We start from the raw sequence: 22,847 nt of genomic DNA, 5'->3' as shown, positions 1-22,847 counted from the left end.
TGTCTTAACCGAAACAGCGCAGATTCCCGGCGACGTCGGGAAAGGCTTGTCATGACTCTGCGCGAATCCATGTTACTCATCCTCGTTCCGCTTTTTGCTGTGGTGGCATATTTCAGTCATCAAGAATGGCGAGAGATGTCAGGCCATATTGCGGAGCTCGACGCCAGCATCGTTTCGATCACCGAAACCGATAACATCGGAAATTTGATCCACGAGCTTCAAAAGGAACGCGGTTTTTCAGCGGGATACACATCCTCGGGCGGCAAGAACTTTGCCGATGCGCTGCCCGAGCAACGCAACGCTACCGACATCGCTATCAAGGCTTTTGCCATGCAGACGGCCACGGCGCGCACGCACTTCCCGGAGGCTTTTTCAGCGATCGAGCTCACCCTCGCTGATCTAAAGGAATGGCGGCGCGCCATCACAGCAACAGAACGCACGGTTCCGGATTTGGCCGGCTTCTACACTGGCCTGATCAACGCTCTTCTCGATGTCACGAACCAAAGCCTCCATGTCGACACAAACTCTGATCTCAGCTTTCGTCTCGATGCTAAGATGCTAATTTCTCAAGCGAAGGAAAGCGCAGGACTGGAACGTGCCATGGGTGCAACCGGCCTCGGCGCTGGAGCATTCGCCCCTCCCATACACATCCGATTTGTCAGTCTCGGTGCGGCGCAACGCAGTAATCTTCAACTTGCTGCCGATGAGCTGATGCGTCCGGAGTTCATGACCGAAATTCAAAATTCACCTTCTGCACGAACTGTCTCGCAGATGCGCGACATACTCACGCAATCGGTTTATACCGGCGACATGGGTAATTTCACAGCGCCGGAGTGGTTCGCCGCCTCTACCGCTTGGATCGACCTTCTTCGAGACAGGGAAGTGGCGTTATCGGCAGAAATCATGGCTCTTGCAGAGGCAATTCGCGCCGATGCAAGCCAAAGCCTCCGGACCACCTTTGCCATGATCGGAGGAATATCCATTCTTGCTGCAATACTTTCAATTTTCTTTTTTGAAAATATGATACGACGGATCAAAAACCTGATCAATTTGATGAGCATCTACCGCGATGGCAATCTGGAGCAAGACGTGCCGCGTTATTCTCGCCGGTCTGAGCTCGGTCGAATGGCAAGCGTTCTTGATGACTTCAAAAATGCAATGCTCGACCAACGCAATGCCTCTGCACGTTCCAAAGCCGAAGACGAAGACCGTCTGAACGCCATCCACCAAAAGGTCGTCAACATGATGGCGGACGGATTGGAATCTTTGGCTGCAGCGGATCTGACCCGCCGCTTCGACGAACCGCTTGACCCGAAATACGACCATATTCGACAGCATTTCAACACGACTGGGGATCGTTTGCACGATGTCATCTCTGCTCTTGCGGGAGCGGTATCGAACCTAAACAACAGCGCCACCGACATGGATAGGGACACCGAAAGCCTCGATCAACGCACCCGCCAGCAAAGCGAAACCGTCACCAGCAGCGCCAGCGGAGTCAATCGGGTGGCCGATGAGATGCGCAGTGATCTTAGCAAACTGGACGAAGCCAGATCCGAGGCACGAACCGCCTCAGATAACGCTGCGCAATCCGACCAGACCGTCGCCACCGCTATTTCCGCCATGGATCGGATTGCCGTCCGTTCTGATGAAATCTCCAAGATCGTAACAGTGATAGAAGAAATCTCCTTCCAGACCAACCTTCTGGCGCTGAACGCCCGCGTAGAAGCCGCGCGCGCAGGTGAGTCAGGACGGGGCTTTGCAGTTGTCGCCGAAGAGGTCCGCGACCTCGCTGGCAGATCCTCGAAATCGGCAATGGACATCAAGAAGCTCATATCGGAGAGCCACAAGGAGGTGCATAACGGGGTAGAGCTTGTGAATTTAGCGGGAAAATCCCTGCAAAGCATGATTGCCAGTATCCAATCCATGGACAGCACGCTGACCGATGTCTCAACCTCGGCTAAGTCTCATGCAGAGGATTTGTCCGACATCGACCACGCCATGCGTATTCTTCAGGATTTGACCAATGCCAATACCAAAATGGTCAGAGACAGCCGCGCAACAGCGACTGACATAACCCACACGGCCAATCTCATCTCGCAGTTCGTCGCAGACTTTCAGATCAATCGCGAGAAAGCTCAGACCTCTAACGCCGCCTGACATTGCCTTCCAAGTCAAACGGGAACCCCCAAGGTCAATCACGCGTTCTCTCCTTAGCTCACGAAAAAGGGAGAAGAACGATGGATATTGTTCGAATACTGCTCAGTCTGTTCCTGCCACCGCTCGGCGTCGCCCTCGAAGTGGGTCTGACCAAGCATTTCTGGATCAATATTCTGCTTACGCTGCTGGGTTGGCTGCCGGGCGTCGTGCACGCCATATGGATCATCTCCCGTCGCCCAGTTGCAGCCTGAAGGGGAAAAGAAATGACCCTTGACCAACATATGAGAAACGTCGACCGGGCTGAAAAAATCGCCCGTCGCATGGATGCCGCATTTCATCTCCCCGGCACCCGAATCCGCATCGGTTACGACAGCATAGTCGGCTTGGTTCCCGGCATAGGCGACACGCTCGCTCTGGCGCCATCTGCTTATATCGTCAAACTTGCGCACGAATGTGGCGCGTCTCACGCCTTGCTTGGCCGTATGGGAGTTAACCTTGGCATAGACTGGCTCATAGGTCTCGTACCATTGGTTGGTGATATCTTTGATGTGGGTTGGAAAGCCAACCTTCGCAACGCAGCAATGCTTCGCGAGCATGTCGAGTCACTGCACGGCCTGACACCGCAAACCCCCGTTGGTGCCGACAGTCGGTCGGCCACAGCAAATCCTTGAAGTCATAAAGCAAAAGGGGAGCCGTCTAGCTCCCCTTCGCATTTCGTCTAGACCCGAAACTGGATCAGCCGACCAGCTCAAGGCCGGAGAAGAAATAAGCGATTTCTTCCGCTGCGGTCTCAGGAGCGTCGGACCCATGAACAGAGTTCTCACCAACTGACTCTGCGAATTCTGCGCGGATAGTGCCCGCAGCCGCATCAGCCGGGTTGGTTGCACCCATCACTTCACGGTTCTTCGCAATGGCGCCTTCACCTTCCAGAACCTGCGCGACGATCGGCTCGGAGGCCATGAATTCACACAGTTCGTCGTAGAACGGGCGCTCGGCGTGCACTTTGTAGAACTCACCCGCTTGTGCTTTGGTCAAGTGGATGCGCTTTTGTGCGACGATGCGCAGGCCGGCATCTTCGAACTTTGCGTTGATCTTGCCTGTCAGGTTGCGGCGCGTGGCGTCGGGCTTGATAATGGAAAAGGTGCGTTCCAGAGCCATGGGTTTTCTCCGTTGATACTGGCCGGAGGATCCGGCCTAATTCTGGGCAGGCGCGTACCACGGGCTATCCCCGTTGAAAAGCCCCGGCCGCCTATGCGGCGGGGGAATGGGTCGGTGGGCGGGCGCTTTTGCGTTAGCAAACAGTGCAGAGCCCAACGCACCTTCCCCCGGGCGAAACCCTCTGCTAAAGCGCGCTCATGTTGCGCATCGAAAAAATCAACTTCTCCATCGACGGCCGCCCCCTCTTCGAGGAAGCCTCCGCCTCCATTCCTGACGGTCACAAGGTAGGCCTCGTCGGACCGAACGGCGCGGGAAAGACCACGCTGTTCCGCCTGATCCGCGGTGAACTCACGCTGGACGGCGGACAAATCGACATTCCGGCGCGGTCGCGCATCGGCGGTGTCAGCCAAGAGGTACCCTCGTCGGAAACGACAATCCTCGACACCGTGCTGGAGGCCGACACAGAACGCGCCAGCCTGATGAAAGAAGCCGAGACCGCTGACGGCCATCGCATGGCAGAGGTACAGACCCGTCTCGCCGACATCGACGCCTGGAGCGCAGAGGCCCGCGCATCCACAATCCTCAAAGGTTTGGGTTTTGACACGCCCGAACACAGCAACCCCTGTTCCGCTTACTCCGGCGGTTGGCGCATGCGCGTGGCTTTGGCCGGCGTGCTGTTTGCCCAACCGGAACTGCTGTTGCTGGACGAACCGACCAACTACCTCGACCTCGAAGGGGCGCTCTGGCTCGAATCCTATCTGGCGAAATATCCGCACACCGTCATCGTGATTTCTCACGACCGGGGACTGTTGAACCGCGCGGTGAACACGATCCTTCACCTTGAGGACCGCAAACTCACGTACTACGGCACCCCCTACGATGGTTTTGTCAAACTGCGCGCAGAGAAGCGCGCCCAGCTGACCGCCACCGCCAAAAAGCAGCAGGACCGACGCGCCCACCTGCAGGGCTTCGTGGACCGTTTCCGTGCCAAGGCCTCCAAGGCGAAACAGGCGCAGGCACGTCTCAAGATGATTGAGAAGATGGACATGGTCACCGCGCCCGAGGAGGCCGCGAAGCATGTCTTCACCTTCCCGCAGCCCGACGAACTCAGCCCGCCGATCATCAACATCGAAGGCGGCTCCACCGGCTATGACGGCACGTCCGTGCTGCACCGCCTGAACCTGCGCATCGACCAAGATGACCGCATCGCATTGCTTGGCAAAAACGGTCAGGGCAAATCCACGCTCTCCAAATTGCTTGCCGACCGGCTTGCGCTGCTTGACGGAGAGATGGTCCGCTCGTCGAAACTGCGGATTGGCTATTTTGCTCAGCATCAGGTGGATGAACTGCACCTGAACGAAACCCCACTGCAACATTTGCAAAGCGCGCGACCCGGCACCCAACCGGCTCAGCTCCGCGCGCGTCTGGCAGGTTTCGGTCTGCATGCGGCGCAGGCAGAAACTGAGGTCGGACGGCTGTCTGGCGGGCAAAAGGCCCGCTTGTCCTTGCTGCTCGCCACGCTCGATGCGCCGCACCTGCTGATCCTCGACGAACCGACGAACCACCTTGATATCGAAAGCCGCGAAGCCCTGATGGAGGCGCTCACCGCCTACAACGGCGCGGTTATTCTTGTCAGCCACGACATGCACCTTCTGTCCATGGTCGCCGATCGCCTCTGGCTTGTGTCCGGCGGCACTGTCAAACCCTACGACGACGACCTTGACGCCTATCGCTCCCTGCTGCTGACCAAGGAATCGCCGGCCAAACCAGCGAAGCCCAAGCAAAAGCAAAAACGCGCCACCCGCGATCAGGTGCTCGACCTGCGCGCAGACGTCCGTAAATGCGAAGAGCGCGTCACGAAGCTTGAACAGATGCGGGAAAAACTGGCCAAAAAACTGGCAGACCCGAACCTTTACGACAACGAAAAGGTCGGTGAACTAGAGGTCTGGAACAAGAAATACGCCGAGATCATGGAAGCCCTTGGCCGCGCCGAGGAACTCTGGGTCAAGGCTCAGGAAAAGCTGGACCGGGCGCAAGCGGATTAATGCGCCCCGCAGCGGCTCGGGCGCATCTCGCCCGGGCCAGCTCATTTACCCATCTTGAGAAATTCGGGCCCTGGTTTGCATTTGGTTGCGATATACCGGACACGAAATCGCCTCAATTCCGCGCACTCGCCCAATCGCCGAACTCCTAAAAATCAAACTGTTAACAGCCATTCCGCCGACCCAAAGCGCGTGGATAAGGCAAAGTCGCGTTAACTTTATGTCCAAATTGAGGCTTCTTCGACTCAATTGCCCAGGTTATGCCTTATTTAATGAAGGCACAGGCTGCGGGGGCCGCCGGTGTCGCAGGCAACCCGAAGGACGCTCAAAATGGCCCGTACATCCGGAACGCAGACACCGTTCCAGACCCTTGGTGTCACTGCCGCTGACGATCAGGCGACCATCCGCGCCGCGTACAAACGTCTCGTGCGGACCAACCATCCGGATCGCTGTCCCGCAGATGCCGCCCACCTGAATGCTAAGCTGGCCGAGCTGAACGCGGCCTATGACAAACTGCGGCACCACACGCCATTCCGCAGGGCAGACCGCAAAGCCGAACGCGAACAACCGGATTTCAGTGCCGAGAACGACGCACGACAGGCCGCCGCCGCGCAGGCTCAAGCGTTCCGTGAACAGCAGGCCCGCGTCAAAGCCGCCGCAGAGGCAAAGGCACGGGCGGACCGTGCGCGCCTCGACGAAGACGCACGCAAAGCCGCAGCTGAAAGAGCCGCCCGCGCAGAACAGGCCCGCCAAAACGCCGCGCGCTCGGCAAAGCCGTTTACCCCGGCGGAGCGCAAGGCGCTGGCCACAGCCAACCGTGCGTTTGCCTCCGCCCGCGCGGCGCTCAACATCCCCCAACCGCCGGCCTTCAAACGTGCGGCCTGACCCAATAGCATTTGCGACAGGACTTTACCTGTCCTGCGTTCTCACCTAGGCGAGAGATATGGAAACCGCTTTCCTCATCTCCGCCTTTGCGACACTTTTCGTTGTCATTGATCCGATCGGCCTGACACCGATTTTCATCGCTCTGACGCAAGGCACCCCCACGGCCGCACGCCGGGCCATTGCCATCCGTGCAACGGTGATCGCCTTTGCCTTGCTGACCCTTTTCACCTTTTTCGGCGAGGCTGTTCTTGGCTTCATCGGAATCACCATGCCCGCCTTTCGCATCGCGGGTGGCATCTTGTTGTTCATTACCGCGCTCGACATGCTGTTCGAACGCCGCACCAAGCGACGCGAGGATCAGGCCGAAGGTGACCATCCACCGGACCCGTCTGTGTTTCCGCTGGCGATCCCGCTGATTTCCGGCCCCGGAGCCATTGCCACGATGATTCTGCTGGCGGGGGAAACCGACGGCGCTCTTGGCATGGCGGCCATCCTCGCTGTGATGAGCACTGTCTTGCTGTTGGCTTTGGGAATGTTCCTGTCGGCAGGCATCATCGAACGGGCCTTGGGGCCGATCGGGATCACCGTAACGACGCGCCTCCTGGGAATGTTGCTGGCCGCGCTATCGGTGCAATTCGTGCTGGACGGGCTTTCAGGTGTCGGTATCGGCGGTCCCTGACCTTTGCCGATCCTGACCCAACGCTTACATACAGAAGGCAGGGCTTTGAGGGAGCAAAGAGATGAGCAACGACCAATTGGCCCAGGCCTTGTTTCTCGGGCTGCTCGCCGCCAGTGGGTTGGGCTGGGTTTACATGGCCTTCCGCCAGTCTCCCGGACGTTTCACTCAAAATCTTATTGCATGGGCGCTGCTCTTTATCGGCGCCATCGCTGCGGCGGGACTTTGGCAGGACGTTCAAGGCAGCCTGAATGAGCGACAGGCGCTTGTGACGGAGGACGGCCATGTGGAAATTCCGCGCGGCTATGATGGGCACTACTATGTCACGTTGGAGCTTAACGGTCAGCCTGTGCGCTTTGTCGTTGATACGGGCGCATCCGGCATTGTTCTAAGCCGCGAGGCCGCGGCCTCGGCTGGCCTGAGTGCCGAAACTCTGGCATTCTATGACATTGCCCGGACCGCAAACGGTGTTGTGGAAACCGCCCCCGTCACGCTCGACACTGTGGGTCTCGGGCCATTTCTCGACCACCGTGTCAGAGCGTACGTGAACGGTGCCGAAATGAGCACGTCGCTGCTTGGGATGGACTACCTCGACCGGTTTGACCGGTTGGAAATCTCGCGTGGCCGAATGATCCTCGAACGCTGACTTGTGTCAGCATCCGACAAATACGCGCTGAAACCTCAAGGTATAAGCCGGCTCAGGCCTCGGCCTTCTTTTCCCAACGTCCCGCGTCTTCGGACCAGTATTGCGCCTTGCAGCCCGCGCCGCTGAGCGCTTTCCACTGTCCACGCGCGGCCTGCACCGCGTCGGCGTCGTGGCCGTTGAACAAGATGCAGACCCGCTCCAATCTGTTCACCTCGTCTGCGGCAACGTCGGCCCCGTCCACAGCCATCAGGCAGGCCGGGTCATTGGCTGCCGCTGTTCCGCTGATCAAAAGGATCGGTTGCTCCGCGTCATGCGGGCCGCCCTCGACCCCATGTGGCAAAAACCCATCCTCGCGCCCAAGCCACAGTTGCTGGTCCAGCCACTGCAAGCGACCCTGATCCGTGCCACGCACCGCGACACGCCATCCGCGTTCCAGAGACTTTTCCAAAAGCATGGGCAGCGTTACTTCCAAAGGCTGCCGCGTCAGATGATAGAATAAAGCGGTCCCCATCAGCCTGTGCGCCCCTTAAAATAATACGGAAGAGCGCGCCAAAGCGCGCCCCCGTCGAATTTGCGTGCCAACAAACGCAAACCGGATCACTCCGCTTTGGCTTGAGCTTCAAACCGGTCACGGATCAGCCGATCCAGTGCCATGACACCCCACCCTGTCGCGCCCTTGGGTGCCAGCGTGGTGTCCTTGGTGACCTGCGCCACACCTGCGATATCGAGGTGAATCCACGGCATGTCATCCTGAACGAAGCGTTTCAGGAACTGTGCCGCAGTGATCGACCCGGCGGCGCGACCCCCCGTGTTTTTCACGTCGCCTTTGGTGCCTTTGATCAGGTCATCGTAAGACTTCGCCAGTGGCATCCTCCACGCACCTTCGCCCTCGGCAGCCGCTGCCTTGAGGAAGTCGTTGGTAAAGCCTTCATCCGTCCCATAGACCGCTGCCATGTCGTGGCCCAAGGCGACGATGCAGGCCCCGGTCAGCGTGGCAAGGTCGACAATGGCAGCCGGCTTTTCGGTTTGCTGTGTGTGCCAAAGCACATCCGCGAGAACCAGGCGCCCCTCCGCATCCGTGTTGAGCACCTCGATCATGTCGCCCTTCATGGACTTCACGATATCGCCGGGACGCGTCGCGCGATCCGACGGCATGTTCTCCACCAGACCGACGAGGCCCACCACATTGGCCTTGGCCTTGCGCAGCGCCAGCGTCTTCATCACGCCAGAGACGACGCCCGCACCGCCCATGTCCATGGTCATGTCTTCCATACCGGCGGCCGGCTTCAGCGATATGCCGCCCGTGTCGAACACCACACCCTTGCCGACCAGCGCCAGGGGCGCCTCATCCGCGCCGCCCTTCCAGCGCATGACGACCACCTTCGACGGCATGATAGACCCCTGCCCCACCGCCAGCAGCGCGCGCATGCCCAGCTCCGCAAGACGCTCCTCTTCAAGGACCTCGACCTCCAGCCCGATGTCGCGCAGCGCTTCCAACCGGTTGGCGAACTCCACCGTGCCCAGCACGTTGGCCGGCTCGCTGACCAGATCGCGGGTAAAGAAGACCCCCTCGGCCACAGCATGTGTGTCGGCGAAGGCAGCATCCGCTTCTTCAACCGATTTGACCATGATCGTCGCCGCTGCGGGTGTCTCCGACGGCTCTGCCTTGCGCGCGGTAAACGCATACCCCTTCAGCCCAAGACCAAGCGCCACTTGCTCTGCCCGGCGCGTCCCGTCGGTGAGCACTGTGATCTCTCCCTTGCCAGCGGAGCGGGCCAACGATGCCCCGGCCTTGCGCGCGTCCTCGACCGAGGGGCGGCGCGGCAACTTTACCATGACGACGGCCTCGGCCTTCATGCCCGCGGGATAGTTCAGTGCCATGACATCGCCCGCCGACAACTTGCCCCAGGCCTCACTTTCCAGGGCACGGGCCAGTGCTCCTTTGGACAGCTTGTTTACGCGCCGCGCGCTTGGGCCCATCGTGCCTTCCGCAGGCACCAGCACCGCCACCTTGCCTGGGACCTCCGTCAAGGCGTCCAGATCAGTCTCGGCAAAGCGAATGTCGCGCAGGTCAGTCATTCCGGGTCTCCTGTGAAAAGGTAAGCAGTTCCTTGCCCAAAGACCTAGCCCCGCCCGCCGCCGATGACCAGAGCCTGCTTTCCCCCCCGGTCCGTTTGGCATAATGTGAACGGCAACAATAGACCCCGGGGGGACGATCCAAAGTGCAGAGATTCGACAGATATGTGCTGTCGCAACTTATGGTTCTGTTCGGTTTTTTTGCCCTGGTCCTGGTGTCGGTCTATTGGGTCAACCGCGCCGTAGTGCTGTTCGACCGGCTGATTGCCGATGGCCACTCCGCGCTTGTGGTGCTTGAATTCACGCTGCTCTCGCTGCCGGCCGTCATCGCGCTCGTGCTGCCGTTGTCGGTCTTTGCCGCCGCCGTCTATGTCACCAACCGACTGTCTGGCGACTCCGAACTGACCGTGGTGCAGGCCACGGGGTATTCCCCTTGGCGGCTGGCCCGTCCCTACCTGATCTTTGGCGTCTTCATCGCATTTCTCATGGCGGTGCTGACCAACATCCTTGTGCCGCAAGCCATGCAGCAATTGCGCGACCGCGAGCAGGAATTGTCCGGTTCCCTGTCGGCGGCACTCCTCCGCGAAGGCACCTTCCTGCACCCAACAAGCGGCATCACATTCTACATCCGTGAAATCACCGTCCAGGGCGAATTGCGCGATGTCCTCCTGTCCGACCGGCGACAAGCGGATCGCGCCACCACCTACACGGCAGAACGTGCATACCTGCTGCGCGATGACGAAGGACCAAAGATGGTGATGCTGGCGGGCATGGCGCAGACCATGGATTTGGACAAACAACGTCTGTCCACCACCAATTTCGCGGATTTCACCTATGATCTGTCCGGTTTGATCAGCACCGGGAGAACCCGCAGCCAGAAGACGGATGCAATCCCGACACTGCAACTTCTGTCGGACCCTGCGGCTATCGAAGCAATCAACGGGGACACCCGTGGCGAAGTGCTCGAAGAAGCGCATTCGCGCATTCAGGGTCCATTGCTCTGCGTTGTGGCCGCCCTGATCGGCTACGCTGCCCTGATGATCGGCGGTTTCTCCCGCTTCGGTGTGACCAAGCAGATTGTCTTTGCCATCTTCCTTCTGGTCCTGGTCAAAGTTGTCGAAAGCGCCGCAGCCCCGGTCGTTGTCGCCAACGCGGCGCTCTGGCCGCTGATCTACGCGCCCTCTCTGGTCGGCAGTCTGATGGTATGGGGCCTTTTGTGGCAGGCGGCGCGCCCCTTCCGCCCACGCCGCCGCGCGCAGGTCACAGAGGCCACGGTATGAAGCTGCACTACTACTTCGCGCGCCGGTTCATGACGATTTTCTTCAGCATTCTTGGCGTCTTCGGTCTGTTTCAGGCCCTGCTCGACCTGATCGACGAAATGCGCCGCCTTGGGGATGAGCTGGAGTTCGGGCAGATCCTTCTGCTCGTTTTCCTGAAACTGCCAGAGGGCCTGTACGAAGTCCTCCCGCTCGTTATGATCCTCGCCACTGTCGGCCTGTTCATTGGTCTGGCGCGCTCTTCCGAATTGGTCGCGACCCGAGCCGTGGGTCGGTCGGGACTGACCGCTCTGATGTCACCGGTGCTGACCGCCTTTGCCATTGGCGTTTTCATCGTCGCCGTTATAAATCCGATCGTGGCCGCGACCTCCAAACGCTACGCCGATCTGCGCGAAAGCTTCCAGTCTGGCAACACGTCCACATTGTCATTGGGTGCCGAGGGGCTCTGGCTCAGGCAAGGCGGCGAAGACGGACAATCCGTGATCCGCGCCAGCAGCGCCAACCCGGAGGCCACAGAGCTTTACGACGTCAGCATCGTTCAATATGCGCCCAACGGCGGTCCCGACCTGCGCATACAGGCCGAGAAAGCCGAACTGATAGACGGCGCATGGCGTCTGACCAACGCAAAGGCATGGCCGCTGTCACCCGGACTGAATCCGGAACTGGGGGCCAAGGTCCACGCCACCTATGACTTGCCCTCCACCCTGACCCGCGACAGCATCCGCGACCGATTTGGCCGCCCGTCCGCGGTGCCAATCTGGGCTCTGCCCAACTTCATCGAAGGTCTGGAAGATGCCGGCTTCTCCGCCCGCCGGCACGCCGTCTGGTACAACATGGAGCTTGCCCGCCCACTCTTTCTGGTGGCGATGGTCTTGATCGGCGCGGCTTTCACCATGCAACCCACGCGGCTTGGCCGCACCGGGCCGGCGGTGCTTTGGGCGGTGCTGCTTGGCTTTGGGCTTTACTATGTGCGAAGCTTCGCGCAGATCATGGGTGAAAACGGCCAGCTTGGTCCGATCATTGCCGCTTGGGTGCCCCCCACGGCGTCGGTCCTTCTGGCCTTGGGTTTGGTGCTGCATATGGAGGACGGATGATGCGTGGATCTCACCGCCTGATCGCCTGTTTCTTCGCGGCAGCCGTCACAGCGGCGAACCCGGCCATGCTCTCCGCCCAAACAGACGTGACCGCCAGTGCACAGGCCAATGACGACCCTGCCCTTCTGGTGGCCGACAACGTACTGGTGGCGCAGGACGAACGCCTGATCGCCACCGGCAACGTGGAGGCGCTCCAGGGCGACTACCGCCTCAGCGCTTCGCGGATCATCTACGACCGGTCGGCCGACCAGCTCACCATCGAGGGGCCCATCCGCATTGCCGACCCCGAACAGGGCATCCTGATCCTCGCGGACCAGGCCGAACTGGACGAGGGTTTTCGCAACGGCCTCATCAAGGGCGCACGCCTTGTCATAGACCAGCATCTGCAACTGGCCGCCGTCGAAGCGGCCCGTGTCGAAGGGCGCTATACCCAACTCAGCCGCGTCGCCGTCACCTCCTGTCAGGTCTGTGGTCCGAACGAAACGCCGCTCTGGCAGATCCGCGCCAGCAAAGTGATCCACGATCAGGAGGCGCGACAACTATACTTCGACAACGCGCAATTCCGTCTGATGGATGTGCCGATCTTCTGGTTGCCACGTCTGCGCGTTCCCGACCCGACATTGGACCGTGCACGCGGGTTTCTGTTTCCCACCTTCACCAGCTCGACGCTGCTGGGTTTCGGCATCCGCACGCCGTATTTCATCCCGATCGGTGACAGTCAGGACATCACGCTGACGCCGCATCTGACCACCAAATCACGCACGCTGGAATTTCGCTATCGGCGCGCCTTTCGCAATGGTGACGTGACGCTGCTTGGCGCGGTGTCAGGCGATGACTTCCGTAAAGAAGGCGCACGCGGCTATCTCTTTGCCGAAGGCCTTTTCGAGCTGCCGCGCGACTACAAGCTGCGGTTTGATATCCGCGCGGTCTCTGACGAAGCCTACCTGAATGATTACAATTATTCCTCCGATGAACGGCTGGCCAGCAACCTGACGATCGCGCGCGTTCAGACGGATCGCCGAGTGTCGTTCAGCCTGACGAATTATCAATCGTTGCGTGACTACGAAGACAACGAAACGCAGCCCGGCATCACCGCCAGCGCCTACACAGACCGCCGTTTCTTCTTTGATCGGGTGCCCGGCGAATTTCGCCTGTCTGCCGAACTCAGCGGGCTGTACCGCGAGTCAGATCTGGACGTGGACGGACCCGATGACGATCTGCTGGTTGACGGACGCGACACTGCGAGGATGAACATAGAAGCGAGCTGGCGCAATCGCTGGACGCTGGCGGGCGGCTTGCGCGCCGGCCTGTCGACCCATCTGTTTTTTGACCATTACGTCACCGATCAGGACGCCGCTGTACCGGACAGGGTCACCAATGTGACGCCCGGCGCGGCGCTCGAACTGCGCTACCCGCTGGTTCGGCGCAGCCCCCGTGGCGCCCGCACCCTGCTGGAACCGATCATGCAGGTGGGCTGGGTCGGCGGCGAACGCGGCCTGAACGCCAACGAGGAAAGCACCCGCGTCGAATTCGACGAGGCCAACCTTCTGTCGCTGTCCCGCTTCCCTGCCGCAGACCGCCGCGAACACGGGACAACCCTCGCTGCCGGTCTGCGTTGGATGCACGAGGCGCCCGCAGGCTGGTCCACGGCACTGACCGTTGGCCGCGTCTGGCAGGACACAACTGACCCGGAATTTTCGCGCTCATCAGGTCTGGACAATGAAACCAGCGACTGGCTGATCGCCGGGCGCTTTGCCAATCCCTTGGGCATCACCCTCAGCGCCCGCGGCCTTTTGGACGAAAATGACCGCTTCTCCAAGGCGCAGGCCCGCGCAGGGTGGTCCAACACCCGCATGGACCTCGGGGCGTCCTACGTTCTTCTGACCAAGGACGTCTTTGAGGAGCGCGACAATACCGTGTCGGAATGGACGTTCGACAGCCGCTATCAAGTGACCCGCAACTGGGAAACCGCCACCGAGGTCAGCTATGATCTTGCTGACCGTCGCCTTGACCGTGTGGGGTTGGGGCTGCAATACCAAAACGAATGCATCCAGGTGGATTTTGGTGCGACGCGGGAATTCGCCTCCGCCACCAACCTGGAGCCATCCACGGAATTCGACCTGACCATCGCGCTGAAAGGCTTCGGCATCGATGGCAGCGCCAAGGAGTACCGCCGCATATGTCGCTGAAAATCTCGCTTTCTTCCATGGCCCTCGCCGCCGCCCTCGGCCTTGGATCACTGATGCCGCAGACCGTTGCCGCCCAGGGGCTTTTTTCTCCGGCGATCATCGTCAACGACGAGGTGATCACCGGCTATGAGCTGCAACAACGCAAGGCAATGCTGCGGGCCATGCGCTCCCCCGGCAACCTTGACGAGCTTGCGCGCGAGCAGTTGATCGACGACCGCCTGCGCCTGCAGGCCGCCAAGGACGCGGGCATAACCCTGTCGCCCGAAGAGATCTCTGACGGTATGGATGAATTCGCAAGCCGTGCCTCCATGACCCAAGAGCAGTTTACCGCGGCACTGGCCCAGGAGGGCGTGGACAAAGAAACCTTCCGTGACTTCGTGCGTGCGGGTCTCAGCTGGCGGTCGCTTGTGCGGCAACGTTTTGCCGGGCGAGCAAACGTGTCCGAAGCAGAGGTGGATCGCGCGCTGTCCGCACAAAGCGGCGGCTCAAGCGTCCGTGTGCTGATGTCAGAGATCATCATGCCAGCCCCCCCCGGACAAGAGGCGACCGTTCAGGCCCGCGCAAACCGCATCGCAGAGCTGACCGACGTCGGTGCATTCTCCGCACAGGCGCGCCGGTATTCTGCCACCGCGTCCCGTGACAATGGCGGTCAGTTGCCTTGGAGAGACATCAGCGAACTGCCCCCGCAACTGCAACCCATACTGCTGGGCCTGGAGCCCGGGGAAGTGTCTCCACCGATCCCGCTCCAAGGGGCTGTCGCCCTGTTTCAGCTGCGCGCCGTAGAAGAGACAGACTATCAGCGTGAGGGCGTTGGCGCTGTTGAATATGCCGCCTACTACCTGCCCGGTGGGCGCAGCGCGGAAACCCTTGCCAAAGCGGCTGAAATTTCAAGCCGCGTCGACCGCTGCGATGACCTTTACGGCGTGGCAAAGGGCCAGCCTCCCGAGGTTTTGGAACGTGGCAGCCTTCCTGTTTCGGACGTGCCCACCGACATTGCTTACGAACTGTCGAAATTGGACCCCGGCGAAACATCCACGGCGCTGACACGCGCAGACGGTCAAACTCTGGTGCTGTTGATGCTCTGTGGCCGGACCGCCGCGATTGGCGATGAGGCACCGGACCGGGACACGGTGATGCGCGGCCTGCGCGACCAGCGTCTCACCGGCGCCGCCGAGGGATACCTGTCGCAATTGCGCTCCGATGCTGCGATCATTGACCAATGAGTGGCGTTGAAAAAACCTCAGCCGGGGTGCTGAACGATCCCGAAGTGACGGCAAACACGGTCACCGATCAGGATAAGACCAGCCCCGACGCCTCTGCATTGCCCGATGTAGCAAACGCCACGCTGGACAAGGCACCGACCGTTCCCGTGGCCGTCAGCTGCGGTGAACCCGCCGGCATCGGCCCGGAACTGATCGAAAGCGCGTGGGAGTCCCTGCGTGCCGATCTGCCGTTTTTCTGGATCGGTGAGCCTTCGCACTTGCCCGGCCGTGTGCCGCATGAGCTGATCTCTGAGCCGGCCGAAGCTGTCGCCGTCTCTGGCCGTGCGTTGCCCGTGCTGTCCCTGCCCATGCCCGGCCCGCGGGTGCCCGGCACGCCGCAGGCCAATCACTCCGCGGGGGTTATCCGCGCCATCGAAGTGGGCGTCGAGCTTGTGCACACCGGTCAGGCTGCCGCGCTTTGCACCCTGCCGATCCACAAGCAGGCCTTGGCCGAAGGTGCCGACTTCGCCTACCCCGGCCACACGGAATTCCTCGCACATCTCGCCGGCGTCGATGACGTGGTGATGATGCTCGCCTCAGACCGGCTGCGTGTGGTGCCTGCCACGATACACATTCCGTTGTCCGACGTGCCCAAGGCGCTCACCGCTGAATTGCTGGAGGAGCGCATCCGCATCACCCACCGCGCTTTGGTCGAGCAGTTTGGCATTACCCACCCGGTGATTGCAGTGTCAGGCCTGAATCCGCACGCAGGCGAAGGGGGGCGCATGGGCCATGAAGACAGTGCATTGATCGCGCCCGTTCTGCAAAAGCTGCGCGATGAGGGTCTGAACCTGAATGGCCCGCTGCCCGCCGACACCATGTTTCACGACCGGGCCCGCGCCGGCTACGATGCGGCGGTCTGCATGTATCACGACCAGGCGCTGATCCCGATCAAGACGCTGGATTTCGACGAGGGCGTGAATGTGACGCTTGGCCTGCCCTTTATTCGGACGTCACCTGACCATGGCACGGCCTTTGATATTGCGGGAGCAGGACTGGCAAACCCATCGTCGACCTTGGCGGCGCTGCGCATGGCCGCGCGCCTCGCACGGCGGTGACAGCCATATCTTGCGCGACGCGCAAGACAGGGGGCTCTGCCCTCCACCCTCCCGGAGGTCTTTTGAAGCAAGCTAGCCTCGCAGGGACATGTGGGCAGGCCGCGTGTCCACCTGCCCTGCGCTGGCTTGTGTTGCTTGACCCGACGCAGGCGATGGGCGAAGGGACAGCATGAGCCAGATCGACGACCTGCCCCCTCTTCGCGATGTGATCGCAACCCATCAGCTTTCAGCCCGCAAAGCGCTGGGACAGAATTTCTTGTTGGACCTGAACCTGACAGCCCGGATCGCTCGGGTCGCCGGTGATCTGTCCGGCATGGACGTGCTGGAGGTTGGCCCCGGCCCCGGCGGCCTGACCCGCGGCTTGCTGTCCGTAGGCGCGCGCCGCGTTCTGGCCATCGAGAAAGACGCGCGGTGCCTGCCTGCGCTGGCGGAGATCGGCGCGGCCTGCCCCGGACGTCTTGAGGTGATCGAAGGGGACGCGCTGAAGGTTGACCCGCTCGCATATCTGGAACCACCCATCGCGATTTGCGCAAACTTGCCCTACAACGTCGGCACCGAACTTTTGACGCGCTGGCTTACGCCCCCTGAATGGCCGCCGTTCTGGACCACGCTGACATTGATGTTTCAAAAGGAAGTCGCTGAGCGCATCGTCGCGCAACCCGGCTCCAAGGCTTACGGACGTCTTGCACTGTTGTCGCAATGGCGCTGTGATGCCCATATCGCACTGACGCTGCCCCCGGGGGCTTTCACACCGCCGCCCAAGGTCAGCTCTGCCGTGGTGCATCTGAAGGCTCTGCCAGAACCGCGCTTTCCCGCGCAACAGAAAATCCTTGAACGGGTGGTGGCCACCGCGTTCAACCAGCGGAGAAAAATGTTGCGTTCCTCGCTGAAGGGAATGGCGGCTGACATAGAGGATCGGCTGAACGCGGTCGGGATTCCGCCCACCGAGCGGGCTGAACAGGTGTCGCTGGAAGCGTTCTGCGCCCTTGCCCGGACGTTCGAGACCTGAAGCTTTAGACCACCGACATCGCAGAACACCACACGCGCGGGCCCCGGATTATGGGCCAAAGCCAATGGGAACAGATCATTTCTTGGGGTGATATGCGGAACATGGGCAACGTTTGCAAACATGCGGGTTGCGAAACCCCCCAAGCAAATGAGAGACCGCGCGAGACGTCAGCTTTTAGGCGCGGGCAAAGCTGTGCACTCGGCTGAGGCGATATTCACACTCAGAAAAGATCATCGTAGACGACGCTTGAACCCTACGTTGACAGCCCACGTGACGGCTCGCCGCTCTCACCGTGATCGCCGGTCCGGCTGAGGACCCACTCCCGATCAACGTGCTGAACGAGCCAACCACCCGGTTGCTGCCGACATAAATGTTGAAATATGCCCGCGCAGTGAAAGGGACGATTCAAAACATCTGAGCGTCCTGACCACACGATAGTCCAATTTTCGATATTGAACCGTCGAGCCCTGACAGGCACGGAAAGCGCTGTCAGCTATGCTCCCGACGAAATCCTCAACCAATTTTTCGGCTTACCGTGGCTCCGGGACAAAGCTTCACTGCGTTGACAGGTCGGCAAAGAGGATATTCAGAAAGTCAAACGGCTACCGGTACATGTTCCGGTAGCCGTTTCTGTTCTGTAAAAGACCTGAACGGGAAAATGCTCGCCGCGGCGGGCCTCTCCATGTGTCGGATCACACTGCGGGCGATTATTCCGCCGCGTCGGGTGTGGTGTCACCGGCTTTTTCCGCCGGAGCCTCTGCCGCGTCTGCCGCTGCATCGTCCTTCTTCACCGGCTTTTTACGGGTGCTGGGTTTGCGCGGGGCGCGTGGCTTCTTTGGCTTTTCGTCAGCTTTTGGCTTTTCGTCGGCCTTGGGCGCGTCTTCAGACTTTGGTTTCTCCGCCGGAGTAGTTTCCGACGGCGCGGCATCCGCGCGCGCTTCGGCGTCTCGGGCCAGTTGCGCCGGGCTCATCTGCTCCGCGCGGCTTTCAGGCGTTTCGACCAGGCCCGTATCTTCTTCGTCGCGTGTCTCGATCACGTCAGACTGTTGCGGCTGCACCGGCTCACGGCGTTGACGTTCGCGGCGCGGCTTGGGCTGAGGGGGCTGGCCATCGTTATTGCTATTTTGATTGCCATTGTTCTGGCCGCCGTTGTTCTGACCGCCATTGCCCTGTGTATTGCCACTGTTCTGACCATCGTTGGTCTGGTTGCCTTGGCCGCTCTCTTGGCCAGAGTTCTGACCGTCGTCACGCTGCGACCGTTCCTTGTCACGCTGGGCCTGACGTTCACGGTTCTCGCGTTCCTGCTGCTCGCGACGCTGGTCCTGTTCCTTCTGCGCCTCACCGAGCATGCGCATGTAATGCTCCGCGTGCTGCTGGAAATTTTCCATGTTCACGCGGTCATTGGAAAGGCTCGCGTCACGGGCAAGCTGATTGTACTTGTCGATGATCTGTTGGGGGGTGCCACGCACCTTCCCCTCGGGACCACTGGAATCGAACACCCTGTTGACGACATTGCCCAACGAGTTGTTGTTGTTGCTGCGATTGCGGTTGTTCTTGTTCCGCGAGCGGGATTTGGAAGAGCGCATGAGTTTATCTATTCCAGCCTGTGATTTACGGCTTGGTGACACTGCGGCGCGAAATGCACCATTTTAGTTCGTGGTCACCTGCATTTGGGCTTATCGTCTAGCGGGAGCGGCGGGTGCCGCTCAACAGCAGACTGGGTTTGAATAACCACATAGAATGTCTTGGTACAAGGGGAAATGGCGGCAATATGCGCAAAATTGCACGAAACGCGCTGCCTCACAGCGATTTCGTGCCGGTTACGACCCGATCCCGTCCATCAAGGTCCGGTACGACCCGCACGCTCCTAAGCCCCGCGCGTTCGAACAAGCGCGAAACCGCGCCACCCTGGCTCATGCCGATCTCCACCAGCAGGCGACCGCCGGGGGCCAGCCACTGTTGGTAGTCTTCAAGAATCGCATGATAGGCGGTCAGCCCGTCGCGCTCATCTGTCAGCGCCAATCGGGGTTCGTGATCGCGCACCTCCGGGCTGAGGAAGGGCATTTCGTTCACAGCGATATAGGGCGGGTTCGAAACGATCAGATCAAAGGTCTCCTCGACACCCTCCAGCGCGCCGTACCAGCGGCCCTCGCACAGTTCGGCACGCCCTTCGAGCCCAAGGCTGTTGCGGTTCCAATGCGCCACGTTCAACGCAGCGGGGCTGATGTCACAGCCAAAGCCCACAGCATCTTCGCGTTCCGCCAACAGGGTAAACAGAATACACCCGGATCCCGTACCCAGGTCCAGGACCGTGCTGTAAGGCGCCGCCAAGGCAACCTCGATCAAGGTCTCCGTCTCGGGGCGCGGGTCCAGCACCTCTGGCGTCACAAGGAACTCGCGCCCGTAGAACGCGCGCCGCCCCACCAGATGTGACACCGGCACCCGGTCCGCACGACGTTCGATCAGGGCGAGGTAGATGACCGACAGTTCCGGATCGACAGGCTCCGGCAGAAACAAGGTCAGGCGACCCGGCGGCACTTTCAACACATGCGCCATCAAACGACGGGCATCGCGTCCGGCATCTGGCACACCGGCCTCGTTCAACCGGCGCGTGGCTTGCGCCAAGACCTCCGCCGCTCTCATCCTTGCATCTCCGCCAGCAGCGCCGCCTGATGTTCGGTGGTCAGCGCGTCTATGATCTCATCCAGATCACCGCCCATGATGGCCTCCAGACGGTACAGCGTCAGGCCAATGCGGTGATCTGTCAGGCGGCCCTGTGGGAAATTGTAGGTCCGAATACGCTCCGAACGGTCGCCAGAGCCCACTTGCGCCTTTCGATCAGCCGAGCGTTCGGCATCGGCTTTTGACCGTTCCAGATCGAACAGGCGCGCGCGCAGCACCTGCATGGCGATTTCGCGGTTACGGTGTTGCGACTTCTCAGAGCTGGTGACCACAAGGCCGGTGGGAATGTGGGTGATCCGCACTGCCGAATCCGTTGTGTTGACGTGCTGGCCACCTGCCCCGGACGACCGCATGGTGTCGATGCGAATATCCTGGGCGTTGATCGCAATGTCCACCTCCTCGGCCTCGGGCAGCACAGCCACCGTTGCCGCCGACGTGTGGATGCGCCCGCCCGACTCTGTCTCCGGCACGCGTTGCACCCTGTGCACGCCGCTCTCGAATTTCATGCGGGCAAAGACGCCGTCCCCGGCGATCCTCACCACCAGTTCCTTTACACCGCCCAACTCGGACAGCTGTTCTTCAATCACTTCCCAACGCCAGCCCTGTGCCTCGGCGTAGCGCTGATACATCCGCGCCAAATCGCTCGCGAAAAGCCCAGCTTCGTCCCCGCCCGTGCCGGGCCGGATCTCCAGCATTGCCGGGCGCGCATCCGCGGCATCGCGCGGCAGCAGCGCCAGCTGCATCGCTTTCTCGGAGCCGGGCAGCTGCGCGCGCAGGGCGTACAGCTCATCCTCGGCCAGTGCCTTCATCTCCGGATCGGCCAGCATTGCCTCTGCATCCGCGATGTCTGCGACCAGCCGTTCGTAATCGAGGATCTGCCGCACCACCGGCGACAGCTCCGCATGTTCGCGGCCAAGCGCCACAATATCGCCGGACCCTGCCGCCATCTGCGCCTCGACATATTCGAGACGCGCCTTGATCTGTTGCAATCTGTCATTCGGGATCATGGCTGCTCATCGCCCAGTCCCGCGCGGCGGTCAAGTATCCGGTAAGCCCATAATCGGCAGTGACCGCTTGAAACTCTCGTCTGACCGCCTGAACACCGTCAGCTTTCGGGGCCGATCAGTCGCGACGCAGTGCCGCCAGCCAGCCATCCACACGGGCGCGATTGACGCCCATATCGTCGCTGCCAAAACGCAAGCGCGCCCAGATCTCCAGAACGCCGTCCTCCTCGCGCACGGTGGTGTAATCGGGAAACCCCATCCACATCGAGCGCGTGACATAGGTCACAAATCCCTCGTCGACACTGCCTGCCAGCACCTCGGTGCGTGGTGTCGCCAGAATCAGGCCGTTCAGGCGCAGAAAGTCACCGTCCTCGGCAGGAACACGCCGCCGCACGCCGGACGTCAGATCCTGATCCGCCGTGACCTTGGGGTCCACATGCCAGACCGCGGGATCAGACGGCGCAAGCCTGATCCATGCCAAACCGCCGAGCCCGATCAGAATGATGAGATAAAAGACCTTGCGCACGCCCACGCTCCTTGAAGTGCTGTCCCGTGAGCCTCTGCCCTGTCCAGACAAAGGTTAAAAGCCCTGCCTCCGATCTCCGGCGTATCCCCGCCGACGACCAAAGCCCGAGATTACCCCGGCAAGCTGGACCGCTGAGCGCAGCCCCACAAACACAGGATCTCCGTGGCCACATGCGCCCCGGCCACCGCCGTGATCCCGGCCGAATCAAACGGCGGAGAGACCTCCACAACGTCGCCCCCCTTCAGATTGATGCCCGCCAGCCGCCGCAGGGCCACGGCCGCCTGATGGCTGGTCATTCCGCCCCAGACCGGCGTGCCGGTTCCGGGCGCAAACGCCGGATCGAGGCAATCAATGTCAAAGGTCAGGTAACAGGCGTTGCGCCCGACGATTTCATGCACGCGCTGCGACACCGCCTCGACGCCGATCTCGTGCACTTCGCGTGCGTCGATGATGTTGAACCCCATCGTATCCGGGTTGTCCGTTCTGATCCCGATCTGGACAGAGCGTTCGGGCACCACGATGCCCTCCTTGGCCGCAGTATACAAAAAGGTTCCGTGATCGACGCGCTTGGGATCGTCATCGGCCCATGTGTCGGTATGTGCGTCAAACTGGATCACGCTCAGCGGTCCGTGCACCTTGGCATGGGCACGCAAGGCCCCGAGCGTCACTGAGTGGTCGCCGCCAAGACTGACACAGGCCGCGCCCTGCTCCAAAATGCCGCCGATATGTTCTTCGATGCGCGCCGGGACTTCGGAGGGCATCGCGTAATCGAAGGCCATATCGCCGTAATCCGCGATGGCAAATTCGCTCAACACGTCGAAATCCCAGCCGTAGGGTTTGTCCATGGTCTGCAACAACGATGCCTCGCGGATTGCGCGCGGGCCAAGTCGCGTGCCGGGACGGTTGGTCACCGCCTGATCGAAAGGCAGACCTGTCACCGCGATGTCCACGCCGCGCAGATCCTTGGTGTATTTGCGCCGCAGAAATGACGCGGCCCCGGCAAAGACATTCTCGAACGAAGGCCCCTTCAGGTCGTCGCGCGTAAAGGCATGATCAATCTGTCGCTTGGCGTCTTCGAGACTCATTCCGCAGCCCTCCTGTTT

21 protein-coding genes are annotated in these 22,847 nt (G+C 60.9%); 13 read left to right on the top strand and 8 right to left on the bottom strand.

What is annotated here, in order from left to right; all coding sequences use genetic code 11:
* The first annotated feature begins 51 nt into the window (after positions 1-51).
* The 3 genes from J4E08_RS01310 to J4E08_RS01300 all read left to right on the top strand — a co-directional run bounded on the left by J4E08_RS01310 (position 52) and on the right by J4E08_RS01300 (position 2,831).
* Positions 52-2,160, top strand: coding sequence for a methyl-accepting chemotaxis protein (locus tag J4E08_RS01310; RefSeq protein WP_349536960.1), 2,109 nt, complete (start codon positions 52-54; stop codon positions 2,158-2,160).
* Between the two features lie 80 nt (positions 2,161-2,240).
* Positions 2,241-2,411: a YqaE/Pmp3 family membrane protein gene (locus tag J4E08_RS01305; RefSeq protein WP_183965254.1), complete on the top strand. Its 171-nt coding sequence runs from the start codon at positions 2,241-2,243 to the stop codon at positions 2,409-2,411.
* Between the two features lie 12 nt (positions 2,412-2,423).
* On the top strand, positions 2,424-2,831 hold the full coding sequence (locus J4E08_RS01300) for a DUF4112 domain-containing protein (protein WP_349536959.1): 408 nt from the start codon (positions 2,424-2,426) through the stop codon (positions 2,829-2,831).
* Positions 2,832-2,895: 64 nt separating this feature from the next.
* Here J4E08_RS01300 and ndk read toward each other — a convergent pair whose 3' ends face one another.
* Entirely contained in the window at positions 2,896-3,318 is a 423-nt protein-coding gene (ndk, locus tag J4E08_RS01295; protein ID WP_183965258.1) for a nucleoside-diphosphate kinase, read from the bottom strand.
* Positions 3,319-3,515: 197 nt separating this feature from the next.
* On the opposite strand from ndk, the gene J4E08_RS01290 reads away from it, so the two are divergent.
* The 4 genes from J4E08_RS01290 (at position 3,516) to J4E08_RS01275 (ending at position 7,567) form a co-directional block, all read left to right on the top strand.
* Positions 3,516-5,363 carry an ABC-F family ATP-binding cassette domain-containing protein gene (locus tag J4E08_RS01290; protein WP_349536958.1) on the top strand — a complete coding sequence of 616 codons (1,848 nt, stop codon included), beginning with the start codon at positions 3,516-3,518 and terminating at the stop codon, positions 5,361-5,363.
* A 327-nt stretch (positions 5,364-5,690) separates the two neighbouring features.
* Positions 5,691-6,245 carry a J domain-containing protein gene (locus J4E08_RS01285; protein ID WP_349536957.1) on the top strand — a complete coding sequence of 185 codons (555 nt, stop codon included), beginning with the start codon at positions 5,691-5,693 and terminating at the stop codon, positions 6,243-6,245.
* Positions 6,246-6,303: 58 nt separating this feature from the next.
* Positions 6,304-6,924, top strand: coding sequence for a MarC family protein (locus J4E08_RS01280; RefSeq protein WP_349536956.1), 621 nt, complete (start codon positions 6,304-6,306; stop codon positions 6,922-6,924).
* Between the two features lie 61 nt (positions 6,925-6,985).
* Positions 6,986-7,567 carry a retropepsin-like aspartic protease family protein gene (locus J4E08_RS01275; protein WP_349536955.1) on the top strand — a complete coding sequence of 194 codons (582 nt, stop codon included), beginning with the start codon at positions 6,986-6,988 and terminating at the stop codon, positions 7,565-7,567.
* 52 nt (positions 7,568-7,619) lie between these two features.
* Here J4E08_RS01275 and J4E08_RS01270 read toward each other — a convergent pair whose 3' ends face one another.
* Both J4E08_RS01270 and J4E08_RS01265 read right to left on the bottom strand, forming a co-directional pair.
* A complete protein-coding gene (locus tag J4E08_RS01270; RefSeq protein ID WP_183965268.1) occupies positions 7,620-8,078 on the bottom strand; it encodes a DNA polymerase III subunit chi in 459 nt (152 codons plus the stop codon).
* 86 nt (positions 8,079-8,164) lie between these two features.
* Positions 8,165-9,646: a leucyl aminopeptidase gene (locus J4E08_RS01265; protein WP_349536954.1), complete on the bottom strand. Its 1,482-nt coding sequence runs from the start codon at positions 9,644-9,646 to the stop codon at positions 8,165-8,167.
* Positions 9,647-9,789: 143 nt separating this feature from the next.
* Between J4E08_RS01265 and lptF the strand changes: the two genes are divergently transcribed.
* The 6 genes from lptF to rsmA all read left to right on the top strand — a co-directional run bounded on the left by lptF (position 9,790) and on the right by rsmA (position 17,532).
* Positions 9,790-10,923 carry an LPS export ABC transporter permease LptF gene (lptF, locus tag J4E08_RS01260; protein WP_349536953.1) on the top strand — a complete coding sequence of 378 codons (1,134 nt, stop codon included), beginning with the start codon at positions 9,790-9,792 and terminating at the stop codon, positions 10,921-10,923.
* Positions 10,920-12,014: an LPS export ABC transporter permease LptG gene (lptG, locus tag J4E08_RS01255; RefSeq protein WP_349536952.1), complete on the top strand. Its 1,095-nt coding sequence runs from the start codon at positions 10,920-10,922 to the stop codon at positions 12,012-12,014. Before lptF ends, lptG begins: the two co-directional genes overlap by 4 nt.
* Positions 12,014-14,203: an LPS-assembly protein LptD gene (locus tag J4E08_RS01250; RefSeq protein ID WP_349536951.1), complete on the top strand. Its 2,190-nt coding sequence runs from the start codon at positions 12,014-12,016 to the stop codon at positions 14,201-14,203. Before lptG ends, J4E08_RS01250 begins: the two co-directional genes overlap by 1 nt.
* Positions 14,194-15,426 (top strand): peptidylprolyl isomerase, encoded by a 1,233-nt coding sequence (locus J4E08_RS01245; RefSeq protein WP_349536950.1) that lies wholly within the window; start codon positions 14,194-14,196, stop codon positions 15,424-15,426. The genes J4E08_RS01250 and J4E08_RS01245 overlap by 10 nt, the downstream gene beginning before the upstream one ends.
* Before the next feature lie 122 nt (positions 15,427-15,548).
* Entirely contained in the window at positions 15,549-16,523 is a 975-nt protein-coding gene (gene pdxA, locus J4E08_RS01240) for a 4-hydroxythreonine-4-phosphate dehydrogenase PdxA (protein ID WP_502949240.1), read from the top strand.
* A 169-nt stretch (positions 16,524-16,692) separates the two neighbouring features.
* The gene (rsmA, locus tag J4E08_RS01235) at positions 16,693-17,532 is read left to right on the top strand and encodes a 16S rRNA (adenine(1518)-N(6)/adenine(1519)-N(6))-dimethyltransferase RsmA (protein ID WP_349536948.1); all 840 of its coding nucleotides are present in this window, start codon (positions 16,693-16,695) and stop codon (positions 17,530-17,532) included.
* 707 nt (positions 17,533-18,239) lie between these two features.
* On the opposite strand, the gene J4E08_RS01230 is transcribed toward rsmA, so the two are convergent.
* The 5 genes from J4E08_RS01230 to speB form a co-directional block, all read right to left on the bottom strand.
* Positions 18,240-19,118 (bottom strand): DUF4167 domain-containing protein, encoded by an 879-nt coding sequence (locus J4E08_RS01230; protein ID WP_349536947.1) that lies wholly within the window; start codon positions 19,116-19,118, stop codon positions 18,240-18,242.
* A 214-nt stretch (positions 19,119-19,332) separates the two neighbouring features.
* Positions 19,333-20,175, bottom strand: a complete 843-nt coding sequence (prmC, locus tag J4E08_RS01225) for a peptide chain release factor N(5)-glutamine methyltransferase (RefSeq protein ID WP_349536946.1) — start codon at positions 20,173-20,175, stop codon at positions 19,333-19,335.
* Entirely contained in the window at positions 20,172-21,221 is a 1,050-nt protein-coding gene (gene prfA / locus J4E08_RS01220; RefSeq protein ID WP_183965286.1) for a peptide chain release factor 1, read from the bottom strand. Before prfA ends, prmC begins: the two co-directional genes overlap by 4 nt.
* A 115-nt stretch (positions 21,222-21,336) precedes the next feature.
* A complete protein-coding gene (locus J4E08_RS01215; protein ID WP_183965288.1) occupies positions 21,337-21,744 on the bottom strand; it encodes a DUF1499 domain-containing protein in 408 nt (135 codons plus the stop codon).
* Positions 21,745-21,854: 110 nt separating this feature from the next.
* Entirely contained in the window at positions 21,855-22,829 is a 975-nt protein-coding gene (speB, locus tag J4E08_RS01210) for an agmatinase (RefSeq protein ID WP_349536945.1), read from the bottom strand.
* Positions 22,830-22,847: the final 18 nt, after the last annotated feature.

The sequence above is a fragment of the Sagittula sp. NFXS13 genome, assembly GCF_040148795.1.
Lineage (GTDB): Bacteria > Pseudomonadota > Alphaproteobacteria > Rhodobacterales > Rhodobacteraceae > Sagittula > Sagittula marina.
The sequence above is the reverse complement of the archived record's forward strand: the minus strand, read 5'-3'. Positions and strand labels throughout refer to the sequence as shown.